General features: G+C 36.6%; 19 protein-coding genes and 2 pseudogenes. 13 read left to right on the plus strand and 8 right to left on the minus strand.

Annotated features, from left to right (window positions below; translation table 11 throughout):
* Positions 1–85 precede the first annotated feature (85 nt).
* On the minus strand, positions 86–955 hold the full coding sequence (locus BN990_RS20750) for a LysR family transcriptional regulator (RefSeq protein ID WP_021290683.1): 870 nt from the start codon (positions 953–955) through the stop codon (positions 86–88).
* A gap of 161 nt (positions 956–1,116) precedes the next feature.
* Between BN990_RS20750 and mmgD the strand changes: the two genes are divergently transcribed.
* From mmgD to prpB, 3 genes are read left to right on the plus strand one after another with little or no spacing between them, the layout of a single operon-like run.
* Positions 1,117–2,223 carry a citrate synthase gene (gene mmgD / locus BN990_RS20755; protein ID WP_021290682.1) on the plus strand — a complete coding sequence of 369 codons (1,107 nt, stop codon included), beginning with the start codon at positions 1,117–1,119 and terminating at the stop codon, positions 2,221–2,223.
* Between the two features lie 44 nt (positions 2,224–2,267).
* Positions 2,268–3,704 carry a 2-methylcitrate dehydratase gene (prpD, locus tag BN990_RS20760; RefSeq protein WP_038247383.1) on the plus strand — a complete coding sequence of 479 codons (1,437 nt, stop codon included), beginning with the start codon at positions 2,268–2,270 and terminating at the stop codon, positions 3,702–3,704.
* A gap of 19 nt (positions 3,705–3,723) precedes the next feature.
* The gene (prpB, locus tag BN990_RS20765) at positions 3,724–4,626 is read left to right on the plus strand and encodes a methylisocitrate lyase (RefSeq protein ID WP_021290680.1); all 903 of its coding nucleotides are present in this window, start codon (positions 3,724–3,726) and stop codon (positions 4,624–4,626) included.
* Positions 4,627–4,858: 232 nt separating this feature from the next.
* Here the strand turns inward: prpB and BN990_RS20770 are convergent, their stop codons facing one another.
* From BN990_RS20770 to BN990_RS20780, 3 genes are read right to left on the minus strand one after another with little or no spacing between them, the layout of a single operon-like run.
* On the minus strand, positions 4,859–6,271 hold the full coding sequence (locus BN990_RS20770) for an amidohydrolase (protein WP_021290679.1): 1,413 nt from the start codon (positions 6,269–6,271) through the stop codon (positions 4,859–4,861).
* A gap of 15 nt (positions 6,272–6,286) precedes the next feature.
* The gene (locus tag BN990_RS20775; RefSeq protein ID WP_021290678.1) at positions 6,287–6,997 is read right to left on the minus strand and encodes a hypothetical protein; all 711 of its coding nucleotides are present in this window, start codon (positions 6,995–6,997) and stop codon (positions 6,287–6,289) included.
* Between the two features lie 18 nt (positions 6,998–7,015).
* A complete protein-coding gene (locus BN990_RS20780; RefSeq protein WP_021290677.1) occupies positions 7,016–7,732 on the minus strand; it encodes a DUF5058 family protein in 717 nt (238 codons plus the stop codon).
* Positions 7,733–7,995: 263 nt separating this feature from the next.
* On the opposite strand from BN990_RS20780, the gene BN990_RS20785 reads away from it, so the two are divergent.
* The 5 genes from BN990_RS20785 (at position 7,996) to BN990_RS20805 (ending at position 11,356) form a co-directional block, all read left to right on the plus strand.
* Positions 7,996–8,388 (plus strand): acyl-CoA thioesterase, encoded by a 393-nt coding sequence (locus BN990_RS20785; RefSeq protein ID WP_021290676.1) that lies wholly within the window; start codon positions 7,996–7,998, stop codon positions 8,386–8,388.
* A gap of 197 nt (positions 8,389–8,585) precedes the next feature.
* Positions 8,586–9,374, plus strand: a complete 789-nt coding sequence (locus BN990_RS20790) for a glutamine ABC transporter substrate-binding protein (RefSeq protein WP_038247387.1) — start codon at positions 8,586–8,588, stop codon at positions 9,372–9,374.
* A gap of 224 nt (positions 9,375–9,598) precedes the next feature.
* Complete coding sequence (locus BN990_RS20795; protein WP_031335408.1) at positions 9,599–10,255, plus strand: amino acid ABC transporter permease; 657 nt, start codon at positions 9,599–9,601, stop codon at positions 10,253–10,255.
* Positions 10,255–10,977, plus strand: coding sequence for an amino acid ABC transporter ATP-binding protein (locus BN990_RS20800; protein ID WP_021290673.1), 723 nt, complete (start codon positions 10,255–10,257; stop codon positions 10,975–10,977). Before BN990_RS20795 ends, BN990_RS20800 begins: the two co-directional genes overlap by 1 nt.
* Positions 10,978–11,083: 106 nt before the next feature.
* The gene (locus BN990_RS20805; protein WP_021290672.1) at positions 11,084–11,356 is read left to right on the plus strand and encodes a hypothetical protein; all 273 of its coding nucleotides are present in this window, start codon (positions 11,084–11,086) and stop codon (positions 11,354–11,356) included.
* Positions 11,357–11,369: 13 nt separating this feature from the next.
* Here BN990_RS20805 and BN990_RS20810 read toward each other — a convergent pair whose 3' ends face one another.
* Positions 11,370–11,573, minus strand: a complete 204-nt coding sequence (locus tag BN990_RS20810; RefSeq protein ID WP_021290671.1) for an aspartyl-phosphate phosphatase Spo0E family protein — start codon at positions 11,571–11,573, stop codon at positions 11,370–11,372.
* A 443-nt stretch (positions 11,574–12,016) separates the two neighbouring features.
* Here BN990_RS20810 and BN990_RS22790 point away from each other — a divergent pair.
* The 3 genes and pseudogenes from BN990_RS22790 to BN990_RS20820 all read left to right on the plus strand — a co-directional run.
* Positions 12,017–12,130: pseudogene (locus BN990_RS22790) on the plus strand (N-acetyltransferase); the annotation flags it as partial.
* 451 nt (positions 12,131–12,581) lie between these two features.
* The gene (locus BN990_RS20815) at positions 12,582–13,355 is read left to right on the plus strand and encodes a GNAT family N-acetyltransferase (RefSeq protein WP_021290670.1); all 774 of its coding nucleotides are present in this window, start codon (positions 12,582–12,584) and stop codon (positions 13,353–13,355) included.
* Between the two features lie 5 nt (positions 13,356–13,360).
* Positions 13,361–14,404: a S66 family peptidase gene (locus tag BN990_RS20820; RefSeq protein ID WP_038247389.1), complete on the plus strand. Its 1,044-nt coding sequence runs from the start codon at positions 13,361–13,363 to the stop codon at positions 14,402–14,404.
* 276 nt (positions 14,405–14,680) lie between these two features.
* Here the strand turns inward: BN990_RS20820 and BN990_RS20825 are convergent, their stop codons facing one another.
* The 3 genes and pseudogenes from BN990_RS20825 to hmpA form a co-directional block, all read right to left on the minus strand.
* Positions 14,681–15,424, minus strand: a complete 744-nt coding sequence (locus BN990_RS20825; RefSeq protein WP_021290668.1) for an SDR family NAD(P)-dependent oxidoreductase — start codon at positions 15,422–15,424, stop codon at positions 14,681–14,683.
* 18 nt (positions 15,425–15,442) lie between these two features.
* A pseudogene (locus BN990_RS20830) lies at positions 15,443–16,183 on the minus strand (SDR family NAD(P)-dependent oxidoreductase).
* A gap of 325 nt (positions 16,184–16,508) precedes the next feature.
* On the minus strand, positions 16,509–17,726 hold the full coding sequence (gene hmpA / locus BN990_RS20835) for an NO-inducible flavohemoprotein (RefSeq protein WP_038247399.1): 1,218 nt from the start codon (positions 17,724–17,726) through the stop codon (positions 16,509–16,511).
* A gap of 132 nt (positions 17,727–17,858) precedes the next feature.
* On the opposite strand from hmpA, the gene nsrR reads away from it, so the two are divergent.
* Positions 17,859–18,311 carry a nitric oxide-sensing transcriptional repressor NsrR gene (gene nsrR, locus BN990_RS20840; RefSeq protein ID WP_031335407.1) on the plus strand — a complete coding sequence of 151 codons (453 nt, stop codon included), beginning with the start codon at positions 17,859–17,861 and terminating at the stop codon, positions 18,309–18,311.
* 109 nt (positions 18,312–18,420) lie between these two features.
* Positions 18,421–18,696 (plus strand): GNAT family N-acetyltransferase, encoded by a 276-nt coding sequence (locus BN990_RS20845; RefSeq protein WP_021290663.1) that lies wholly within the window; start codon positions 18,421–18,423, stop codon positions 18,694–18,696.
* The last annotated feature ends 99 nt before the right edge of the window (positions 18,697–18,795 follow it).

An 18,795-nucleotide genomic window follows, 5' to 3' on the forward strand; every position in this document is an offset into this window, starting at 1 on the left:
GGAAAGTTGTGAGAGGTTACTGACTAAAGAAGTGCTTTAACATTACGTAGGCTAGATCAGGGCACTTCATGCATAGAAGGCCCTATTATAATGCTTTAACATCTAAGGTTTGGATAAACCGAACAAATGCATGAACAATATTTAGTTGTAAGGTATCCTCATGATAGTACATCCAAGTCTTGCGTGTAATAGCCTTACCGGATGCTAGGTGAAGTGGCTTGATAATTAGTTCTCGATATGGACGGACAACAAGATTTGCAATAATTGCATATCCTAGGCCATTAATAACCATTTCTTTACATGTTTCTACTTGATTGACCTGAATATTTATATTTGGACCTTGCTTATAATTACTGTACCACCATTGATCTACGATACTTCGCATTTTTTCATCCGTATGGTAGTCGATACGCGGTAAATCAGGAAGGTTTTCCCATTCGAATTCCCACGGTGAAGCAAGACATATTTCCTCTTCATAAAGTAAATCCTTGTTTTCATTCCATAGATAATCCCCTTTGATAAAACCAATATGAACATCATGATTTAAGATAAGCCGATGCATTTCACTGCTCCATCCAGTAACAACTTGAAACTCAACATTTGGATAGTTTTGTTTAAATAGGCGCAGTAACTTTGGCATTTTATTTAATGCAAAGAAATTAGATACACCAACCCTTATCGTACCAGCAACTTCTTCCTTCATATTATGAAGCTGTTCTTCTATTTTCCGTTGTTCGTGAATCATTCTCTGCGCATGTTGGGCTAACTGTTCACCTTCAGGTGTAAATGTAATCCCTCGTTGCTTTCGAATAATTAGTTGGACACCGTAGTAATTTTCCAGCTTTTTTAATCGGGAGGTTAATGTGGGTTGTGATAAAAACAACTGCTTTGCTGTCTTTGTAATATTTTCGGTTTCATAAAGCACGGACAGCATTTCCCAATCTTGCATTCGCATAGACAATGACACCTCGTTTAGCAATTTGATATTGAAAAAATTTATGGCTGATAATTAAAATTATATATTTTCCTAATTTTCATTTCAATTCTATAATAGAGATAGAAAATAAAGAAATTACAGAAATATAGTGAATCTATAATTCTAAAAGGAGGATATATATGAGTACGAAAGAACAGTATGTCCCAGGATTAGATGGAGTGATAGCTTCAGAGACAGCCATTTCATTTCTTGATACGGAACAAGAGAAAATTATTATACGAGGGCATGAATTAATTGATCTTTCAAAACAGAATGATTATATTGATATTGTGCATCTCTTATTAGATAAAAAACTACCGAATCAAGAAGAAAAAGCTGACTTAGAGAAAAAACTAACTTCAAATTATCATATTCCCTCAAATATAATGGATCTTTTAGCGTTATTACCAGAGCATACGCACCCAATGGATGGTTTACGCACAGGATTGTCAGCGCTTTCTGGTTATGATGAGGATATCGATAATCGTTCCTTGGAAGCGAATAAAAGCCGTGCTTATGCATTATTAGGCAAACTTCCCGCTATTACAGTTAATAGCTATAGACTGATTCAGGGGCAAAAGGCTGTGCAACCAAACCAAGACTTAGCGTATAGTGCTAACTTTTTGTATATGATTACTGGAAAGAAGCCAGAAAATGTAGAGGCCGAAATTTTTGACCGCTCGTTACTTTTGTATAGTGAACATGAAATGCCTAATTCAACATTTACTGCAAGAGTAATTGCTTCTACTAATTCGGATATGTATGGAGCGCTTACAGGTGGAGTAGCTTCACTAAAAGGAAATTTACATGGTGGTGCGAATGAAGCGGTTATGTACATGTTAAATGAAGCAAAATCTGAAGCTGAATTTGAAGAATTGCTTCATAAAAAACTGGTAAAAAAAGAAAAGATCATGGGATTTGGTCATCGTGTTTATATGAAGAAAATGGATCCTCGTGCATTAGTAATGAAGGAATCATTAAAGCAATTATGTGATGAAAAGGGGGACCATCTTTTACTCGAAATGTGTGAAGCTGGAGAGAAAATAATGAAAGAGGAAAAAGGCCTTTATCCTAATCTTGATTATTACGCGGCGCCTGTTTATTGGATGTTAGGTATCCCAATTGGTTTATATACTCCTATTTTCTTTAGTGCGCGAACGGCTGGTTTAGCTGCGCATGTAATAGAGCAACACGAGCATAACCGTCTTTTCAGACCACGTGTTAACTATGTTGGCAAGAGTTATTAAGATCAAACGAATGAAGAACTTTTTTGTTAGAAAGGAAGAAAAACATGTTAAAAGTAGAGGAACAGAAAAAAACAGACACGCTGTTAGAGGAAATTACCGATTATGTTTTGAATAAAGAAATTACAAGTGAAGAAGCATATTCAACTGCGCATTATGTGCTTATTGATACAATTGGTTGTGGGGTATTGGCATTAAACTATCCGGAATGTACGAAGCATCTAGGCCCTATCGTGCCTGGAACAGTAGTACCAAATGGTACAAGAGTACCAGGAACTTCCCATGTTCTTGATCCAGTACAAGGCGCATTTAATATTGGAGCCATTATTCGATGGTTAGATTATAATGATACATGGCTTGCTGCCGAATGGGGTCACCCATCGGATAATTTAGGTGGCATTCTTGCAGTAGCTGATTTTGTAAGCCAAGAACGTTTGGCAAAGGGGAAAGCGCCTTTAACAGTAAAAAATGTTTTGGAAGCAATGATTAAAGCACATGAGATACAAGGTGTGCTTGCCTTAGAAAACAGCTTAAATCGTGTAGGTTTAGACCATGTTCTTTATGTAAAAGTTGCCACTACGGCGGTAGTTACCGAAATGTTGGGTGGGGGGCGTGAAGAAATAATTAATGCCTTATCCAATGCATGGATTGATAATTCGAGCTTGCGTACTTACCGGCATGCACCTAATACTGGCTCACGTAAGTCTTGGGCTGCTGGAGACGCGACAAGTCGTGCTGTTCGTTTAGCAATGATGGCTATTAAAGGTGAGATGGGGTATCAAACAGCTTTAAGCGCTCCAGGATGGGGGTTTCAAGATGTGTTATTTAACAAGCAGGAATTAACAGTAAATCAACCTTTTAATAGTTATGTTATGGAGAATGTACTATTTAAAGTATCTTACCCTGCAGAATTTCATGCACAAACGGCAGCAGAAGCAGCTGTGAAATTATATCCAGAAGTCAAGGATCGTATCGATGATATTGATGAGATTAGGATAACAACCCACGAGTCTGCGATTCGTATTATCGATAAAAAAGGACCGTTATATAATCCAGCCGATCGAGATCATTGTATTCAGTATATAACAGCAATTGGTCTGTTAAAAGGGAACATTGTAGCTGAAGATTACGAAGATGAAGTGGCTGCAGATCCTCGTGTTGATACATTGCGAGATAAGATGGTGGTCACGGAAAACAAGGATTATACAAAAGATTATTTAGATCCAAATAAGCGATCGATCGCAAATGCTGTTCAAGTTCATTTTAAGGATGGAACATCAACGGAAAAGGTAGATTGTGAATATCCACTAGGCCATCGTTTCCGTAGAGATGAGGCTGTACCAAAAATCTTGGAGAAATATGCTGCAAACCTAGCAACACAGTATTCAAGAAAACAGCTACAACAAATTGAAGAAGTAAGTTATGATTATGATAAGCTTACAGCAATGAATGTGAATGAATTCATGGATTTATTAGTGAAGTAACAAGGAGGGGCCGATTGGTATGGCATGGATCGTTGACCGACCAAAAACACAAGAAGAACTAGCCACTGCATTTAAAGAATTAATACACGAAGAATCGATCTTACAAATTCCAGGTGCACATGATGCAATGGCAGCACTTGTAGCTAAAGAAGCTGGATTCTCGGCGCTTTATTTATCCGGGGGAGCATATACAGCGAGCAAGGGTTTACCTGATTTAGGTATTGTGACATCTACTGAAGTAGCAGAGCGTGCGAAAGAGCTTGTTCGTGCAACAAATATACCATTGCTTGTAGACATTGATACCGGCTTTGGAGGAGTGTTAAATGTAGCGCGAACTGCACAGGAAATGTTCGAAGCAAATGTTGCAGCTGTTCAAATTGAAGATCAACAGTTACCGAAGAAATGTGGCCATTTGAATGGAAAGCAGCTTGTGACAGTTGAGGAAATGGAACAAAAGATTCAAGCGATTAAAAAGGTTGCTCCATCCATCGTAGTTGTTGCTAGAACAGATGCACGTGCAAACGAAGGATTAGATGCTGCAATTAAACGTGCAACAAATTATGTGGCAGCTGGGGCAGATGCCATTTTTCCGGAGGCACTTCAAACCGATGAAGAATTTCGTTTATTTGCTGAAAAAGTACATGTGCCTTTATTAGCTAATATGACAGAGTTTGGAAAAACACCTTATATAACAGCAGAAGAATTTCAAAGCATGGGCTTTAGTATGGTTATATATCCAGTTACTTCCTTACGAGTTGCAGCGAAAGCTTATGAGCGCATTTTTAACTTAATTAAAGAAGAAGGAACACAAAAAAACGGGGTCTCTGATATGCAGTCGAGAAAAGAATTATATGAAACGATTTCGTATCATGATTTTGAAGAATTAGATAAGAAAATAGCTAAAACCGTATTAGGGGAATAGTTGAATCACTCCATTACATGATTAACAGGTTGTCATAATCTGACAACCTGTTTTTGTTTTAAAAGAATAGGATTTATTAAAAAAGCTGAGACATAATGATAACTCCTATGGTACAGGACGGAGAATCCAAACGATGGTTTCATTTTTCGCGAGCACGGTCTCAGCTAAGTGGATCTCTGCCAATGCTGTTCTCGCAGAAGTCTCACTATTTAAGTTGGCTCATGTTCTGAAGCTATACGTTCGGTACTGGAAGGACCGGAGGCTGTACGGAATCTGGGATACCAGCAGTGTACCCTTTTCCGTTTGTGTCTTTTTCAAATTCATTTCTAGCTTTATCAATAACGGATTCGTTCGTTATCAGGTCGTATAAAGTGAGAGCTATTGATTTAGCGGCTAGATGCATCCCTTTTAACCCAATAGAAGATCCATAGGAAGCAGTAGCTTGCCAAGAATGTGGCTGCACGCCGATAGGGGCACAAGTTGTCATAATCTGTCCCACAGGTGTAATCCAGCTCACATCTCCAACATCGGTTGAGCCACCAATGGAAGTACCTTTCAAATGTTGAAGATTGTAGAAGTCTTCAGGCAAGTGTTCTTTGAAGGTAACTCCCATACTTTGCTTAGCGGATTGGACAATTTCTTGATCTACCGTAGCTACCAAATCATTAGCAAAGGAATCTTCTTCTAGTGAGAACTTCTGTGATCCGGCAGTTATCATATTCTCATACATCAAATCGTTCAATGTATTGTTCGGCAGGGTATCATAAGCATTAGCCAACATTTCCTCGCTGACTTCTGTTTCTGTCATTAGTGCGGCTCCTTGAGCAATTTTTCTTATTCTCCTTAGCATCTGTTCTACCTGTGCTTTGCTAGCAGCTCGTAAATAATACCAAACACTCGCGTTATCTGGTACAACATTTGGCGCAAGTCCACCATTCGAGATAACATAATGAATACGTGAACCGTCTAATGTATGTTCTCGCATATAGTTTGCTCCAACGTTCATTAGTTCAACTGCATCCAAAGCACTTCGACCAGCATGGGGAGCACCAGCAGCATGTGCAGTTATTCCTTTGAAATGAAATTTGATGGATACCATTGCTTGCATACTGAAACTTGCTGTAATATTCGAGGTTCCAGGATGCCAAGTTAAAGCACAATCTAAATCATCAAATACTCCTTCTTTAGCCATAAATGTTTTACCTGATAGAACTTCTTCGGCTGGGCATCCATAATATCGTATGGTCCCTGATAATTGATTATTCTCCATTTCTGTTTTTAATGCAATAACAGCTTCGACTCCTGCTGTACCTAGCAGGTTATGCCCACAACCATGACCAGGGCCATTTGGATTAATCTCCTGTCGAGTTGTTGATTTTTTTTGAGACAGGCCTGGTAATGCATCATATTCACCCAATACGCCAATGATCGGCTGTGAGTTACCGAATTCTGCGACAAATGCCGTAGGTATTCCTGCAATATCAGATTTAATGGTAAATCCTGCTTGCCGTAATGTATCCATTTGTAAAGTTGCTGCATAGGTTTCTTCATAAGCAAGCTGTGGGTGATCCCATATGTCATTAGCTATTTCCGAAAAAAAAGATTGCTTTTCATCTAACCAGTCTAAAATGGAATTTTTTGCCATGTAAATTCTCCTTTATTATGCGTGTGATTGTTGATGTTTTCTCTTTTCTATAAAGATGCATAAGCTTATAGTAATAACAATACAACATAAGCCTTTAAAAAAACTTGGAATAGGTAACAGATATATGAGTAAACCACTTGTTAATGCAATGCACCCATATAAAGGTTTTTTTATTGCAAATTGAGCAAAAATACCGCCAAAAATAGCAGGAACAATATATGGGAAAATAGCACGAACAGAATCAGGAAGCATCGAAACGATAAAGGAACCGGAGATGATAATTACGGTTAATATCGCTAGATTAACTAAAGAAGCGGCTCCAATAGCAAGAGTGGCTACGATTTCTCCCTTTTTCGTACCTGGATCTGTACCAACTGCTAATTGAGCAGCTCCAGCAGAGGGTAAACACATGTTAGAGATATTACCGGTCAAAAAAGCAAGGTAAGTCCCAGATACGCCAAGTGTTGGAAAATAAGAAATTGGTTCTACTACCCAAACAAGTCCAATAACAGCTATATAAGCAGTTAAACCAGATAGAATAGGGGGCCAACCTGGATGGTAGCCAAGTACAAATGAAAGACAAATTGGTAAAGACAAAGTTAGTCCGATAATTGTCCAAATGGTGATTCTACCCCAGAAGTGAGATTTCGCATGAAACTCACTCATTTTTATCGTTTCAGATTGTTTTATCCGTTCAGTATGAAGAAACTTTTCGCTCACTTCCATTAAAACAACTCCCATTCGTTAGATGATGAAGTAAATAACAGATAGGCTTGTAAGTATAGCCAGACCTAGTGACCATTCGTGTAACCATTTTAATTTTCTAAACTTGTTAGCAACAAGCGTAACAACGATCATGGTAATTGCTGCAGCAATAATAACGATAACTGATTCGTATCCTTTAAATAATTCCTGTGTTAATAAATTACCGAATATGCCAAGCATTGCAGCTGTAGATATAATAATCATGATTGGAAAGCCTTTATCTTTTGTTTTGTTCGTTATAGAGGATTGGAATTTCCCTAAATGTTTTGTAAATAAGGCTACAAACAATAACCAACCACATCCCCCTAAACATAATACCCATGCTACAGTGGTAAATGCTTGAGACGTAAACGAAGATGAACCTAATTCTGTTCCAAAAGAAGTAGCAGCGATAGAAGCTCCCATTGATTCCGTTGCAGCTGATCCGATAATTCCAATTCTAATTAAAGTAAGTGGGTTGCCCAACAAGGTAATAAGTGAAATAGCGATAATCATAATGCCTAAGGAAGGTCCAATAGAGTTAATGGCCCCAACTTTAAGAGATGTTTTTACTTCGTGTTGAGATAACCCTACGCTAGCACTTGTCTTTGAGGCGATTCGGATAAATATAATCCCTTGAAAAGCGATGACGGCTATAATCAAACAAGCGATTACCCAAATGAACGGGTTATTAGCTACTAACATTGCCTTTTCCATTCTAACCTTCCCTTCTTTTTTAATAGTTTGAAAAATTAAATAATTATTTCTAGTTAAACATAGAATAATAGATGTCACTACTATAATGGAAGGAAATCTTACAAAAATTCGGAAAAATGAGTGAAAATGCCTAGAATAAGAGAAGGGACGATCCATTTTTATCATAGATGTTAGTAATTCGAACAAATTGAATACGGATTATAATCTAGTGAAAAGTTGCTGTATAATAAATCTTAAACTGATAGATGAAGGAGGAATAGGATATGTTTCAGATGAGGATCGAACCACGTGTTTCTGAAACGGATGGAGTTGGACATATTAATAACACGACCATACCAATCTGGCTAGAGGCAGCAAGAAATCCCATCTTTAAATTATTTACCCCAGATGATTCCTTTGCAAATTGGAAAATGATACTACTATCTATTCAAGTAGACTATCTTAGTCAAATTTATTTTGGGACTCCGGTAGAAATACATACGTGGGTAAAGAGAATTGGTAATACCAGCCTTGAATTATATGAGGAAGTCTATCAAAGAGGTCACCACTGCGCGAAAGGTAAAGCTGTATATGTAAATTACAATCAAGAGAAACAAGTATCTGAGTTAATTCCTGACAACATTCGACAGGAATTAGAAAAGCATCTTTATTCATAAAATGGAAGTGGAGAAGATAGTCTACTAGTTATTTAGAGTTAATTGTACGATTTATACGTATTTTCAAATTATTAAGGTGAGAAATTCAAGGAATCACGTTCATTCGACAATTTCCGCTCGTTTAGAATTTTTTAAATAATCATATCTTTGTTATTATTAAAGGGTATTCATTTTTTTATTACCAAGGGGGTTTTTACATGAATAAACACAAATGGAAATTACTGAGTATTCTGATTTTAATTGGTCTTGTTTTAGCGGGATGTGGTTCTTCTGAAGGGGATGCGGAGAATGGTAATAGTGAAGGTGAGTTGAAAGATACGTACACAGTAGCTAGTGATACATCCTTCGTGCCGTTTGAATTCAAAGAAGATGGCGAATACGTTGGCTTCGATATCGATCTTATTCATGCCATTGCGGATGAAGCTGGGTTTGAAATCGAATTAGAAACAACGAACTTTGATGGAATTATTCCTGGCTTGCAGACTGGTTCGTTTGATATTGCGATTGCTGGTATAAGTATTACTGAAGAAAGAAAACAGAAGATTGATTATAGTGAGCCATATTATGAATCTGGATTAGCAATTGGTGTCCGTAGTGATAACGATTCTGTTAAAGGGATTGAAGATTTAGAGGGGAAAACAATTGCCACTAGACTAGGATCTACCAGTGCTTCATATATCGATGAGAACATTGAAAATGCGGAGGCGAGTCAATTTGAACAGCTTGATCAAGCGTATTTAGCTGTTGAAAATGGCAGTGCTGATGCTATTTTATATGATGCTCCGAATGTAAATTATTACATTCAAACAAATGGAGACAACCTAAAAGTTGTTGGTGACCTTTACCAAGCTGAGGATTACGGTATTGCAATCTCGAAAGGGCAAGAAGAATTAGTTACTGCTATTAATGATGCATTAGCAACTTTAAAGGAAAACGGTAAATACGATGAAATCTATGAAAAATGGTTTGGAAAAAAACCAGAATAACAGAATTCGAACGATTACAAGTCGTTAAGGAGCACAGCCTCATGAAGAATAAGCAATAATGAATAGGGAATCTCCTGTTTTGATTGGACAGTTTGAATACGTAGTAACAAAATTGATGCTCATATGGAAACTGGGTCGTTACGAGTAAAAGAGGAGAATCTTCTTGTTTGGATGGGCTGACTTTTAAGGCAGCTCCTTTTTCTCTGACTAGCGAGGTGAAGCAAATGGTGAATTTTAATTGGCTGCAAGTGATTGATTTCTTACCTGAATTATTTACAGGACTTTATTATACCTTACTCATTTCTGTTATTGGCTTAATTATTGGATTTGTTCTTGGTGGAATCTTTGGACTAGGGAGAATAGCTAATAATAAACTTATTAAGAGCATTTCTGCAATATATGTAGAAGTTATTCGGGGTACACCTGTATTGGTACAAGCAATTTGGATATATTTCGCCCTACCACTAATCATTGGCTTTGAAATCGAGTCCATAATTGCCGGGGTTATCGTCATTGCGTTGAACTCAGGTGCTTATATTGCTGAAATTGTTCGTGGGGCAGTACAATCAATTGATAAAGGGCAGATGGAAGCAGGTCGCTCATTAGGGCTGAACCATGGACAAACAATGCGATATATCATTTGGCCACAGGCATTTAAACGAATGATTCCTCCATTAGGGAATCAGTTTATTATTAGTATTAAGGACACCTCACTCTTATCCGTAATATTAGTGCCGGAGTTGATTTTTCAAGGTCGATTAATCGCTGCCAACCATTTTAACGCGGTGGAAATTTATACAACGGTAGCAGTTTTTTATCTGGCTATTACGCTGACATTATCATTTGTATTACGGATTATTGAGAGGAGGCTGGATATTTAATGATTCAAGTAAAAGATTTATACAAAAACTTTGGAAAAACAGAGGTTCTTAAAGGAATAAATTGTGAGATTCAGCCCTCGGAAGTAGTTTGTGTAATTGGTCCAAGCGGTTCTGGAAAAAGTACTTTTTTACGTTGCTTAAATATGCTGGAATCAATTACTAGTGGTGAAGTGATTGTGGATGGGAATAACTTAAATGATTCTAATACAGATATAAATATGGTGCGTACAGAAGTAGGAATGGTCTTCCAACAGTTTAATTTATTTCCTCACAAGAAAGTCATTGAAAACTTAATGCTTGCACCTCAAAAAGTAAGAAATATTAGTCGTCAGGATGCAAGAGAAAGAGCAGAGAAATTGCTAGCAAAAGTTGGATTAGGAGATAAAGCTGAACAATATCCTCAGCAATTGTCTGGTGGCCAGCAACAGCGTGTTGCTATCGCACGAGCACTGGCCATGGAACCGAAAATGATGTTGTTTGATGAACCCACTTCTGCGTTAGACCCTGAATTAGTCGGAGAAGTATTAGAAGTGATGAAACAACTGGCTAAAGAGGGAATGACCATGTTTGTCGTGACACATGAAATGGGTTTTGCTAGAGAAGTGGGTGATCGAGTGTTGTTTATGGATAATGGTGTTATTGTTGAAGAAGGGAAACCCGATCAACTATTTTCTAACCCCCAATCTGATCGAACAAAAGAATTTTTAAATAAAATATTGTAACAAAACTAGCGTATTGGGTCGTTCGCCCAATACGTTTTTTATGTAATAACTTGATACAACAAGGACATAACTAATACTATTCGAAAATGTTTGGAGTGTGGTTCATATGTATTTAAATGGTAAGCTTATATCAGGTGAACTTGATTTAAACACAAATGATTTTATAGTAAAGCAATTTAAACAGCTCGCTACCGAATCTAATCTCTCTGAGAATCAGTTAACCAAAATCATGAGGTACTTAGACAGTCATCCTAATGTTGATGGTCAAGTATTAACTTTATATGATCAAATGCCAATCTTCTTAAATCAGGAAGAAGTGGCAAACGTTCTTGATGATTTAAGGTATATTCAATCGATGTACCAATCAAATAATGAATGATAACTCATTCAGTTCATACCCAAAACATGACAATAAATCCAGTTAAATATACTGGTTTTAAATTGTTTTGCAAATTTAATAGCGTATCAAGCTGTTGACTACATTTAACCGTTCGCTTATCAGTCAGTCCATATTTTAGACCCAATTCTATCATCTCTTTTTTTTTCTTACTAATCGCCTTGCTTAATCTTGTAACTTTTGGTTCAACGATCTTCATTTTCCTTCTTCCTTTCTTGATTATAAAAATGTTAGGGCATAAGTCTCAGAACACACAAGTGTAAGTATGATTATTTCTATATGAAAATGCAATAGTTTCAACAAAGAAAGTCAAAATGATATAAATTACGACATATTACTACTAATTTGTTTGTTATTTTATAGTAATCACTTCATAAATGTAGGGTATTTGTCTCATTTATTGTATATTTTGGTTTCAAAGTAAATAATTGGATTTACTTTGAATGTATGTTGACTTTTACACTTCATACTGCTGGGAAATTTTTATTTGGTACTCATAAAAAAGGTGATTAGAGACAGATCATTTGGCAATCAGAGGAAGATAATGTTCAAAATAACAAAATGAATTAATATTATAACACAGTACTTCGTGAGGCAATGAAGGAGGAATAAGCTGCATTTTGGCTAACCGATTGTTTTGAACTAGTAGAATTGGCCGTGGAACCTAGCTTTCAAGGAAGTGGATATGGACAACAATTTTTAGAGGAGATCTTGAAAAGAATCCCTAATCAGACAGTAGTATTAACCACACAGTAAATAATATCATTGGTCAATCATTATATAAAAAGTAAGAGTGGCGGGTATTAGCAACTCCTTCTTTCCAGATCATACAATTCCCTTTACGATTATGGGAAGAAAGATTAACGATTTTGTAAAATGATTAAGATAACGGGAAGTAACGTGGTGATTGAAGATAAGGGAAATACGCGAAGCACCTTGTGTAACTGTTTTATGACATGTTTATCTTTCCTGCTGTAACTCATTAATGGAATGTATCACATGTTACGTAAGGGCTTAACCAATTTGGGTGTTACATTGGCTATTATCAATGGATGTAAAAAAGGCTAATCATTCCATGACGAATATGATAATATGGATTTGTGTGGATTATTCAAATAATTACTAAATTAAAGTGTTCCATTACTGATAGTTTACTATTATTCTATTTTTTTGTGTGAAGAAATGATAAATAGAGGATGTTTTATGAATGATCGTGAAGACAGACTTTAAAGTTAAGCAAAAACTGTATCCCTTATTTAAAGGTCTCAAAGATACACAGATTTTAAGTTGTCTACAAGGCCATATGGGAGAAGCTTGGGTTGATGATCCAGTGCATCCGACTGTAGCTCAGATTACAGTTGGTGACTTTACCTTCTTTGCTGGAGATGCTTATTCCAATACAGCAACTGAATTATTAGGCAATATTCCTGATCGAATACTAGCTATTGTTCATACCAAAGAATGGGCAGACCAGCTAGAGGCAAGGTATCAGGGAGCCTTTGAAAAAATCAAACGATATCGCTTTCGAAAACAGGCTACCGACTTAAAGATAAAGCCACTAGAAGATTATGTCGCTAAACTACCAGAGAACTATGAATTAAAACGTATCGATCGAAGCAATATTCTAAATCCATCGTTACATGCTATTTCAGAAGATTTCACGGGAAATTTTCATTCTATAGAGGATTTTTTAGAAAGAGGGATAGGATATTGTGTTTTATATAATGGAAAGGTCGTATGTGGAGCATCGTCTTATAGTGTATATAATGATGGGATTGAAATCGAAATCGGTACAAATCCTGATTATAGAAGAAAAGGTTTGGCTAAAATTACAGCATCTGCATTAATACTAGAGTGTCTTGAAAAAGGGTGGTATCCAAGTTGGGATGCTGCTAATTTAGCATCTGCTAGATTAGCAGAACAATTAGGTTATGTGATGGAGGGAGCATATGATAGTTATTTTATAGTCAAGGAGGAATAAGAAAGGTGTTAAAAAAACCTAAACATTTATTGTCAGGAGATAAAGTAGCAACTGTTAGCCCAAGCTGGGGTGGAGCGGGAGACCCTGAATTGAGAACGCGATATGAGATAGGAGTAAAGCGTTTAAAAGACGTGTTTGGTCTACATGCTGTACCGATGCCGAATAGCTTGAAAGGGACCTCCTACTTATATGAAAATCCACAAGCACGTGCGGAAGATTTAATGATCGCATTTAAAGATCCTTCCATTAAAGCAATCATTGCTAACATCGGAGGTGATGATAGTATCCGGTTATTGCCATATTTAGATTTAGAAGTGATTCATGATAACCCCAAAATTTTTATGGGGTATTCGGATAGTACCATTCAACATCTAATCAACTTGAAAGCTGGCATATCATCATTCTATGGACCAGCAATTCTAACGGATTTTGCTGAAAATGTAGAAATGCATGCTTATACCATTCATTCCATTAAGCAAACGCTGTTTACAAGCACACCTATTGGTGAAATAGAACAGGCGACGGCTTGGACAAGTGAATTTCTAGATTGGACAGTCGAAACTAATAATCAGATTAAACGGAAGATGCAACCAAACAAAGGGTACGAGCTGCTTCAAGGTTCTGGTACTGTATCTGGACGATTAATTGGAGGGTGTATGGAGGTATTAGAATTTACAAAAGGGACCGAGCTTTGGCCGACTAGTAATCACTGGGAAAATAGTATCCTTTTTTTTGAGACTTCTGAAGTAAAATCATCACCTGTTCTACTGACCTATTGGCTGCGTAATTATGCTGCACAGGGGCTATTACAAAACACCAATGGAATTGTATTTGCAAAGCCTAAAGATGAAGCCTTTTATGAAGAATATAAAAGAGCGATACGCATGGTAATGCGTGAGTATAAGCTAGAGGATTTGCCAATATTATATAATTTGAACTTTGGTCATACCGAACCTAAAATTGTTATCCCGTATGGAGCGATGGCCGAGATCGATTGTGAACATCAAACGTTCTCCATTTTGGAAAGTGGTGTGGAACCGTTTAAATAATTATAGAGAGTTTGTAAATTTCGATATGGAGAATATGAATATTATAAAATTATTATTTTTACTAATTGCATATAGGCTACTTTTATTAGGATTATTCTATGTCTTTCGTAGGTTTCCACAACCATGCAAAAATGGATGATCCATTTAGATTTGGGCTGGACTCCTTATGATACCGATAATGCTATCTCAAACTTGGTTATCAAAACAAGAACTAGAAGAGCCTATCATGAACAAAGAGGATCAGTAAAATTTGATCCTCTTTGTTTTCCTTCTAAATTATTGTGCTGTATAGCCACCATCAACTAATAAAGTAGTTCCAGCAATAAATGACGCATCTTCACTTGCGAGGAATAGCACTGCTTTTGCCACTTCATCCGCTCGACCGAGTCTACCCATAGGGTGTAAATTGACAAGATGTTCTTTTACTTCCTTCGGCGAATCAGCAATTAACGGAGTGTCGATATACCCTGGACAAACTGCATTAACACGGATGCCTTCTTTTGAATACGTAATTCCTAATGTTTGGGTGAGTAATTTAACTCCACCTTTGGCGGCAGCGTATGCTGTCACCCCATCTTTCCCGACAAAACTATGAATGGAACCACTATTAACGATAGCTCCTCCGGTTCCTTGTTTCCGCATTTGTTCAATCGCATATTTATCGGAAAGATAAACACCTGATAAGTTAATATCCATGGTTTTTTTCCATTGCTCGTATGACATTTCATGAATATTAGCTTCATTGGCAATTCCAGCATTCGCAAACATGATATCAAGCTGTCCAAATTGACGAACCGTCTGTTCGATCATATTCTTTGTATGTTCTTCATTGGTTACATCAGCTTTAACAAATAGGGATTCATATCCTTGTTGAATTAAATCATGTGAAATCTCCTGACCACGATCGGCTAAATCAGCAATAACTACTTTAGCGCCTTCCTGTGCGAATAAACGAGCTGTAGCCTCGCCAATTCCACTAGCTCCACCTGTAATAATTGCTACTTTGTTCTCTAGTCTCATTTGCAAAAACTCCTTAAATTAATTTACTGTCGATCCATCATCAATTAGAAACTGCTCCAGTTGAAAAAGATGAATCGTCGCAAGCTAAGAATAATACCATTTTGGCAGGCTTTCCCATTCGTCCTAAGAGATAGGTTTTGTCCAATTCTTCCTTAGAACGGCCAATTTGTTCAGAAGCATAATCTGCCATTGCAGTTTCTATATACCCTGGATGGATAGAAATTACACGTACATCTGCTTGAGCGTATTCCATCGCACCATCCTTGGTCATAATCCGAACTGCACCTTTACTAGCGCCATATAAAACATGGCCAGGTGTACCGATGATTCCTGCTTCGCTGGAGGCATTAATTATGGAACCATTTTTTTGTTCGGCCATGATTGGAACATCATGTTTCATTCCTAAAAACACACCAGTTACATTAATGGACATTAGTTTATTCCAATCTTCTAATTCTGTCTCTATTAATAGTTTATTAATTGAGATTCCAGCATTATTAAATAAAATGTCGATCTGTTTATGGCTAAATAGCGTTTTTTCAACTGTTTATTTCCAACCTGCATCTTTACTAACATCATGCTTTATAAAAGTAGCTTCAGCCCCTATTGCCTTTATTTCATCTACCGATCGTTTCCGGAGTCTTCATTAATGTCAGTGAAGACAACTTTCGCTCCTTCTTTAGCAAATATCAGAGCAGTTTCTTTTCCAATCCCTGCTCCTCCACCAGTAATAATAGCGACTTTATCTTTTAATTTCATGTTATCATCTCATTTCTAGTATGATTAAAAGTGAATCAATCATGTATCTATTCTTATTTATTTCTAAGATAAAGCGATAGAGGTATACGGAAACGAAAGCTCTAAATTTAACTATTTATTTTATGTTTTCCATTCCGATTTGACCGGCCATGCTCTCAGCTACTTTCACGTCACTGGTTGCCTTAATTCATTTGATAAACGGTACCTCATTACATTCGGTGGCAATAATGTTACTTCTTAGAAAAATTCCGAACTACTTTCCGGATATAATTTTGTATCCTTGGATGGTAGTTCGGAATTAAATTTATTCTTGTTTCTTTTGCCTTTAGGCGCTAATATCTGCAGATGGTCCAAATGTTTCATAGTGAATAGCGCCGTCTTTCACCTCCATTTTTCTTAAAATACGAAGGATGGTTTGCATAAATCCATTTGGACCACAAACATAAAAAGATGCATTCGTGGTAGGAATTACACGATGGAGCCATTCATAATCAATATGACCATGTTTATCACAATCATCATGATCGTTACCATAGACAACATAATTTGTTATATTTGCATATTCCTTTGTAAGGTTTTTCACTCTGTCTTTCATTGCATGATGTTTGGCTGACCTTGCCGCATGGATAAAGATAACCTGTCGATGGGGCTGCTTTTCAATAACGGTTTCTAACATACTCATTAACGGAGTGAATCCCACGCCCCCACTAATTAGAACTAAAGGTGTTTGGCATTCTGAATCTAAGGTAAAGTCTCCAGCAGGAGCACTTATTGGCAGAATAGATCCCTCATGTATCGTTGTATGAAGAAAATTCGAAACGATCCCTTTGGGATATGCATTTCCCGGTTCACGTTTTACACTAATTCTATAAAATTCGGCATTCGGAGCAGTTGATAAACTATATTGTCGTAGGTGATCAAAGGGCTCATCTTCTATTTGTGCCTTAATGGTTATATATTGTCCTGGTCTGTATTTAGGTATTGGTAAACCATCCGTTGGTTTTAGGTAAAAAGAGGTAATTACTTCGCTTTCTACAACTTTTTTAATCACCGTGAAATCACGGTATCCTACCCAACCACCTATTTTTTGTTGTGTTTGTTCATACATTTCTGTTTCTATGGTTATAAACATTTCTGCGATGACGTTATATGCCATTTCCCAAGCTTTTAATATTTCCTCATTTGCTGTATCCCCTAAGACTTCTTTAATCGCTAATAGCAGATATTTTCCAACAATTGGATATTGTTCAGCTTTTATATTTATGCTCGTATGCTTATGTGCGATTTGTTTTATATGAGGAACTATTTCTTCTAAGTGTTCAATATTTGCTGCAGCTGCATAAATAGTATTTGCTAATGCTTTTGATTGTGCACCTTTTTGTTGATTCGTTTGATTAAAGATATTGTTTAATTCCGGATGATTCGCAAGCATCAGACGATAAAATTGTTTTGTTATTTTTTCTCCGTGTTCTTGTAATACTGGTACAGTCGCTTTAATAACGTCTATTGTTCTCTTGTCTAAGCTTTCCGTGGCATTTGTCATAAAAACTACTCCTTTAAAAGATGTATTTTTAATACACCTTTATTGTATGGAACTATTTTTCCTATTACAATGGGGATGAAGTCAATATGTGTTACAATAATGTGAAGTTATTAACAAGTGAGTGTGATGAGGGTGAATTTAAAGAAATATACAGACTATGCATTACGTGTGTTAATATTTACAGGATTAAAATCAAAGCAAGAACTGGCAACCATTAAGCAAATTTCTGACGTATATAATATTTCTCAGGAGCATTTAAAAAAAGTAGTTCATGAACTTTCAAAAAGAGAATTAATCGTGTCTGTAAGAGGTAGAAACGGTGGTATCAAGTTAGCTAAACCTGCAAATGAAATTAATGTCGGAATATTAATTCGCCAGCTTGAAAATGATTTTATAATGCTAGAGTGTTTTGATAAAGGAACAAATCACTGTGTGATTTCTCCGGGTTGTACGTTAAAACATGTAATTAATAAGGCGCTAGTTGCTTTTTTTAAAGTTCTTGAAGCGTATACTTTAGATGACTTAATAAAAAATGAAGAAGAACTTCAAAAACTAATGGGAATTACCATTCAAAAAGGGGAATAATTTAAGGGGATAACTTGGAAATAATTGATTGGATTACTGTATATTGCATAGATTCCTCGTTTTGTTTAAGACTAGTATATAAAACATTTCGAAGAAGGAGTAGTATCGCATGAACATTCAAAAAGGTGACCAAAAATTTTTTCTTGGGGAAGATGAACAGTACCCAAAAGCTGTCATAACGTATGGTTTTTCTGACGATGGGGATGTTGTTATCAATCATACAGAAGTCTCGGATGACTTACGTGGTCAAGGAGTGGCGGGGAAGTTGGTAGAGGAAGTCGTGAATTATGCTAGAGAAGAAGGGAAAAAAGTAAATCCTGTTTGTCCCTATGCCAAAAATAAAATGGAAAGAACGCCGGAATATAGGGATATCCTGGTACAATAATGAGTTGAAATTGACTAGGGATTCTCTTGTTTTTAGACTAGGTATTGGAATAGTATAATGAAGGACATAAGCAAGGTAGTGGTACAATTTCTTAGGTAA

The organism is Virgibacillus salexigens, from assembly GCF_000723585.1.
Lineage (GTDB): Bacteria > Bacillota > Bacilli > Bacillales > Amphibacillaceae > Virgibacillus > Virgibacillus salexigens.

What these genes read in the sequence shown, in the direction of transcription:
- BN990_RS20750 (WP_021290683.1), bottom strand. Translation starts at nt 955, where the DNA reads ATGCGAATGCAAGATTGGGAAATGCTGTCCGTGCTTTATGAAACCGAA.
- mmgD (WP_021290682.1), top strand. Translation starts at nt 1,117, where the DNA reads ATGAGTACGAAAGAACAGTATGTCCCAGGATTAGATGGAGTGATAGCT.
- prpD (WP_038247383.1), top strand. Translation starts at nt 2,268, where the DNA reads ATGTTAAAAGTAGAGGAACAGAAAAAAACAGACACGCTGTTAGAGGAA.
- prpB (WP_021290680.1), top strand. Translation starts at nt 3,724, where the DNA reads ATGGCATGGATCGTTGACCGACCAAAAACACAAGAAGAACTAGCCACT.
- BN990_RS20770 (WP_021290679.1), bottom strand. Translation starts at nt 6,271, where the DNA reads ATGGCAAAAAATTCCATTTTAGACTGGTTAGATGAAAAGCAATCTTTT.
- BN990_RS20775 (WP_021290678.1), bottom strand. Translation starts at nt 6,997, where the DNA reads ATGGAAGTGAGCGAAAAGTTTCTTCATACTGAACGGATAAAACAATCT.
- BN990_RS20780 (WP_021290677.1), bottom strand. Translation starts at nt 7,732, where the DNA reads ATGGAAAAGGCAATGTTAGTAGCTAATAACCCGTTCATTTGGGTAATC.
- BN990_RS20785 (WP_021290676.1), top strand. Translation starts at nt 7,996, where the DNA reads ATGTTTCAGATGAGGATCGAACCACGTGTTTCTGAAACGGATGGAGTT.
- BN990_RS20790 (WP_038247387.1), top strand. Translation starts at nt 8,586, where the DNA reads ATGAATAAACACAAATGGAAATTACTGAGTATTCTGATTTTAATTGGT.
- BN990_RS20795 (WP_031335408.1), top strand. Translation starts at nt 9,599, where the DNA reads ATGGTGAATTTTAATTGGCTGCAAGTGATTGATTTCTTACCTGAATTA.
- BN990_RS20800 (WP_021290673.1), top strand. Translation starts at nt 10,255, where the DNA reads ATGATTCAAGTAAAAGATTTATACAAAAACTTTGGAAAAACAGAGGTT.
- BN990_RS20805 (WP_021290672.1), top strand. Translation starts at nt 11,084, where the DNA reads ATGTATTTAAATGGTAAGCTTATATCAGGTGAACTTGATTTAAACACA.
- BN990_RS20810 (WP_021290671.1), bottom strand. Translation starts at nt 11,573, where the DNA reads ATGAAGATCGTTGAACCAAAAGTTACAAGATTAAGCAAGGCGATTAGT.
- BN990_RS20815 (WP_021290670.1), top strand. Translation starts at nt 12,582, where the DNA reads ATGATCGTGAAGACAGACTTTAAAGTTAAGCAAAAACTGTATCCCTTA.
- BN990_RS20825 (WP_021290668.1), bottom strand. Translation starts at nt 15,424, where the DNA reads ATGAGACTAGAGAACAAAGTAGCAATTATTACAGGTGGAGCTAGTGGA.
- hmpA (WP_038247399.1), bottom strand. Translation starts at nt 17,726, where the DNA reads ATGACAAATGCCACGGAAAGCTTAGACAAGAGAACAATAGACGTTATT.
- BN990_RS20845 (WP_021290663.1), top strand. Translation starts at nt 18,421, where the DNA reads ATGAACATTCAAAAAGGTGACCAAAAATTTTTTCTTGGGGAAGATGAA.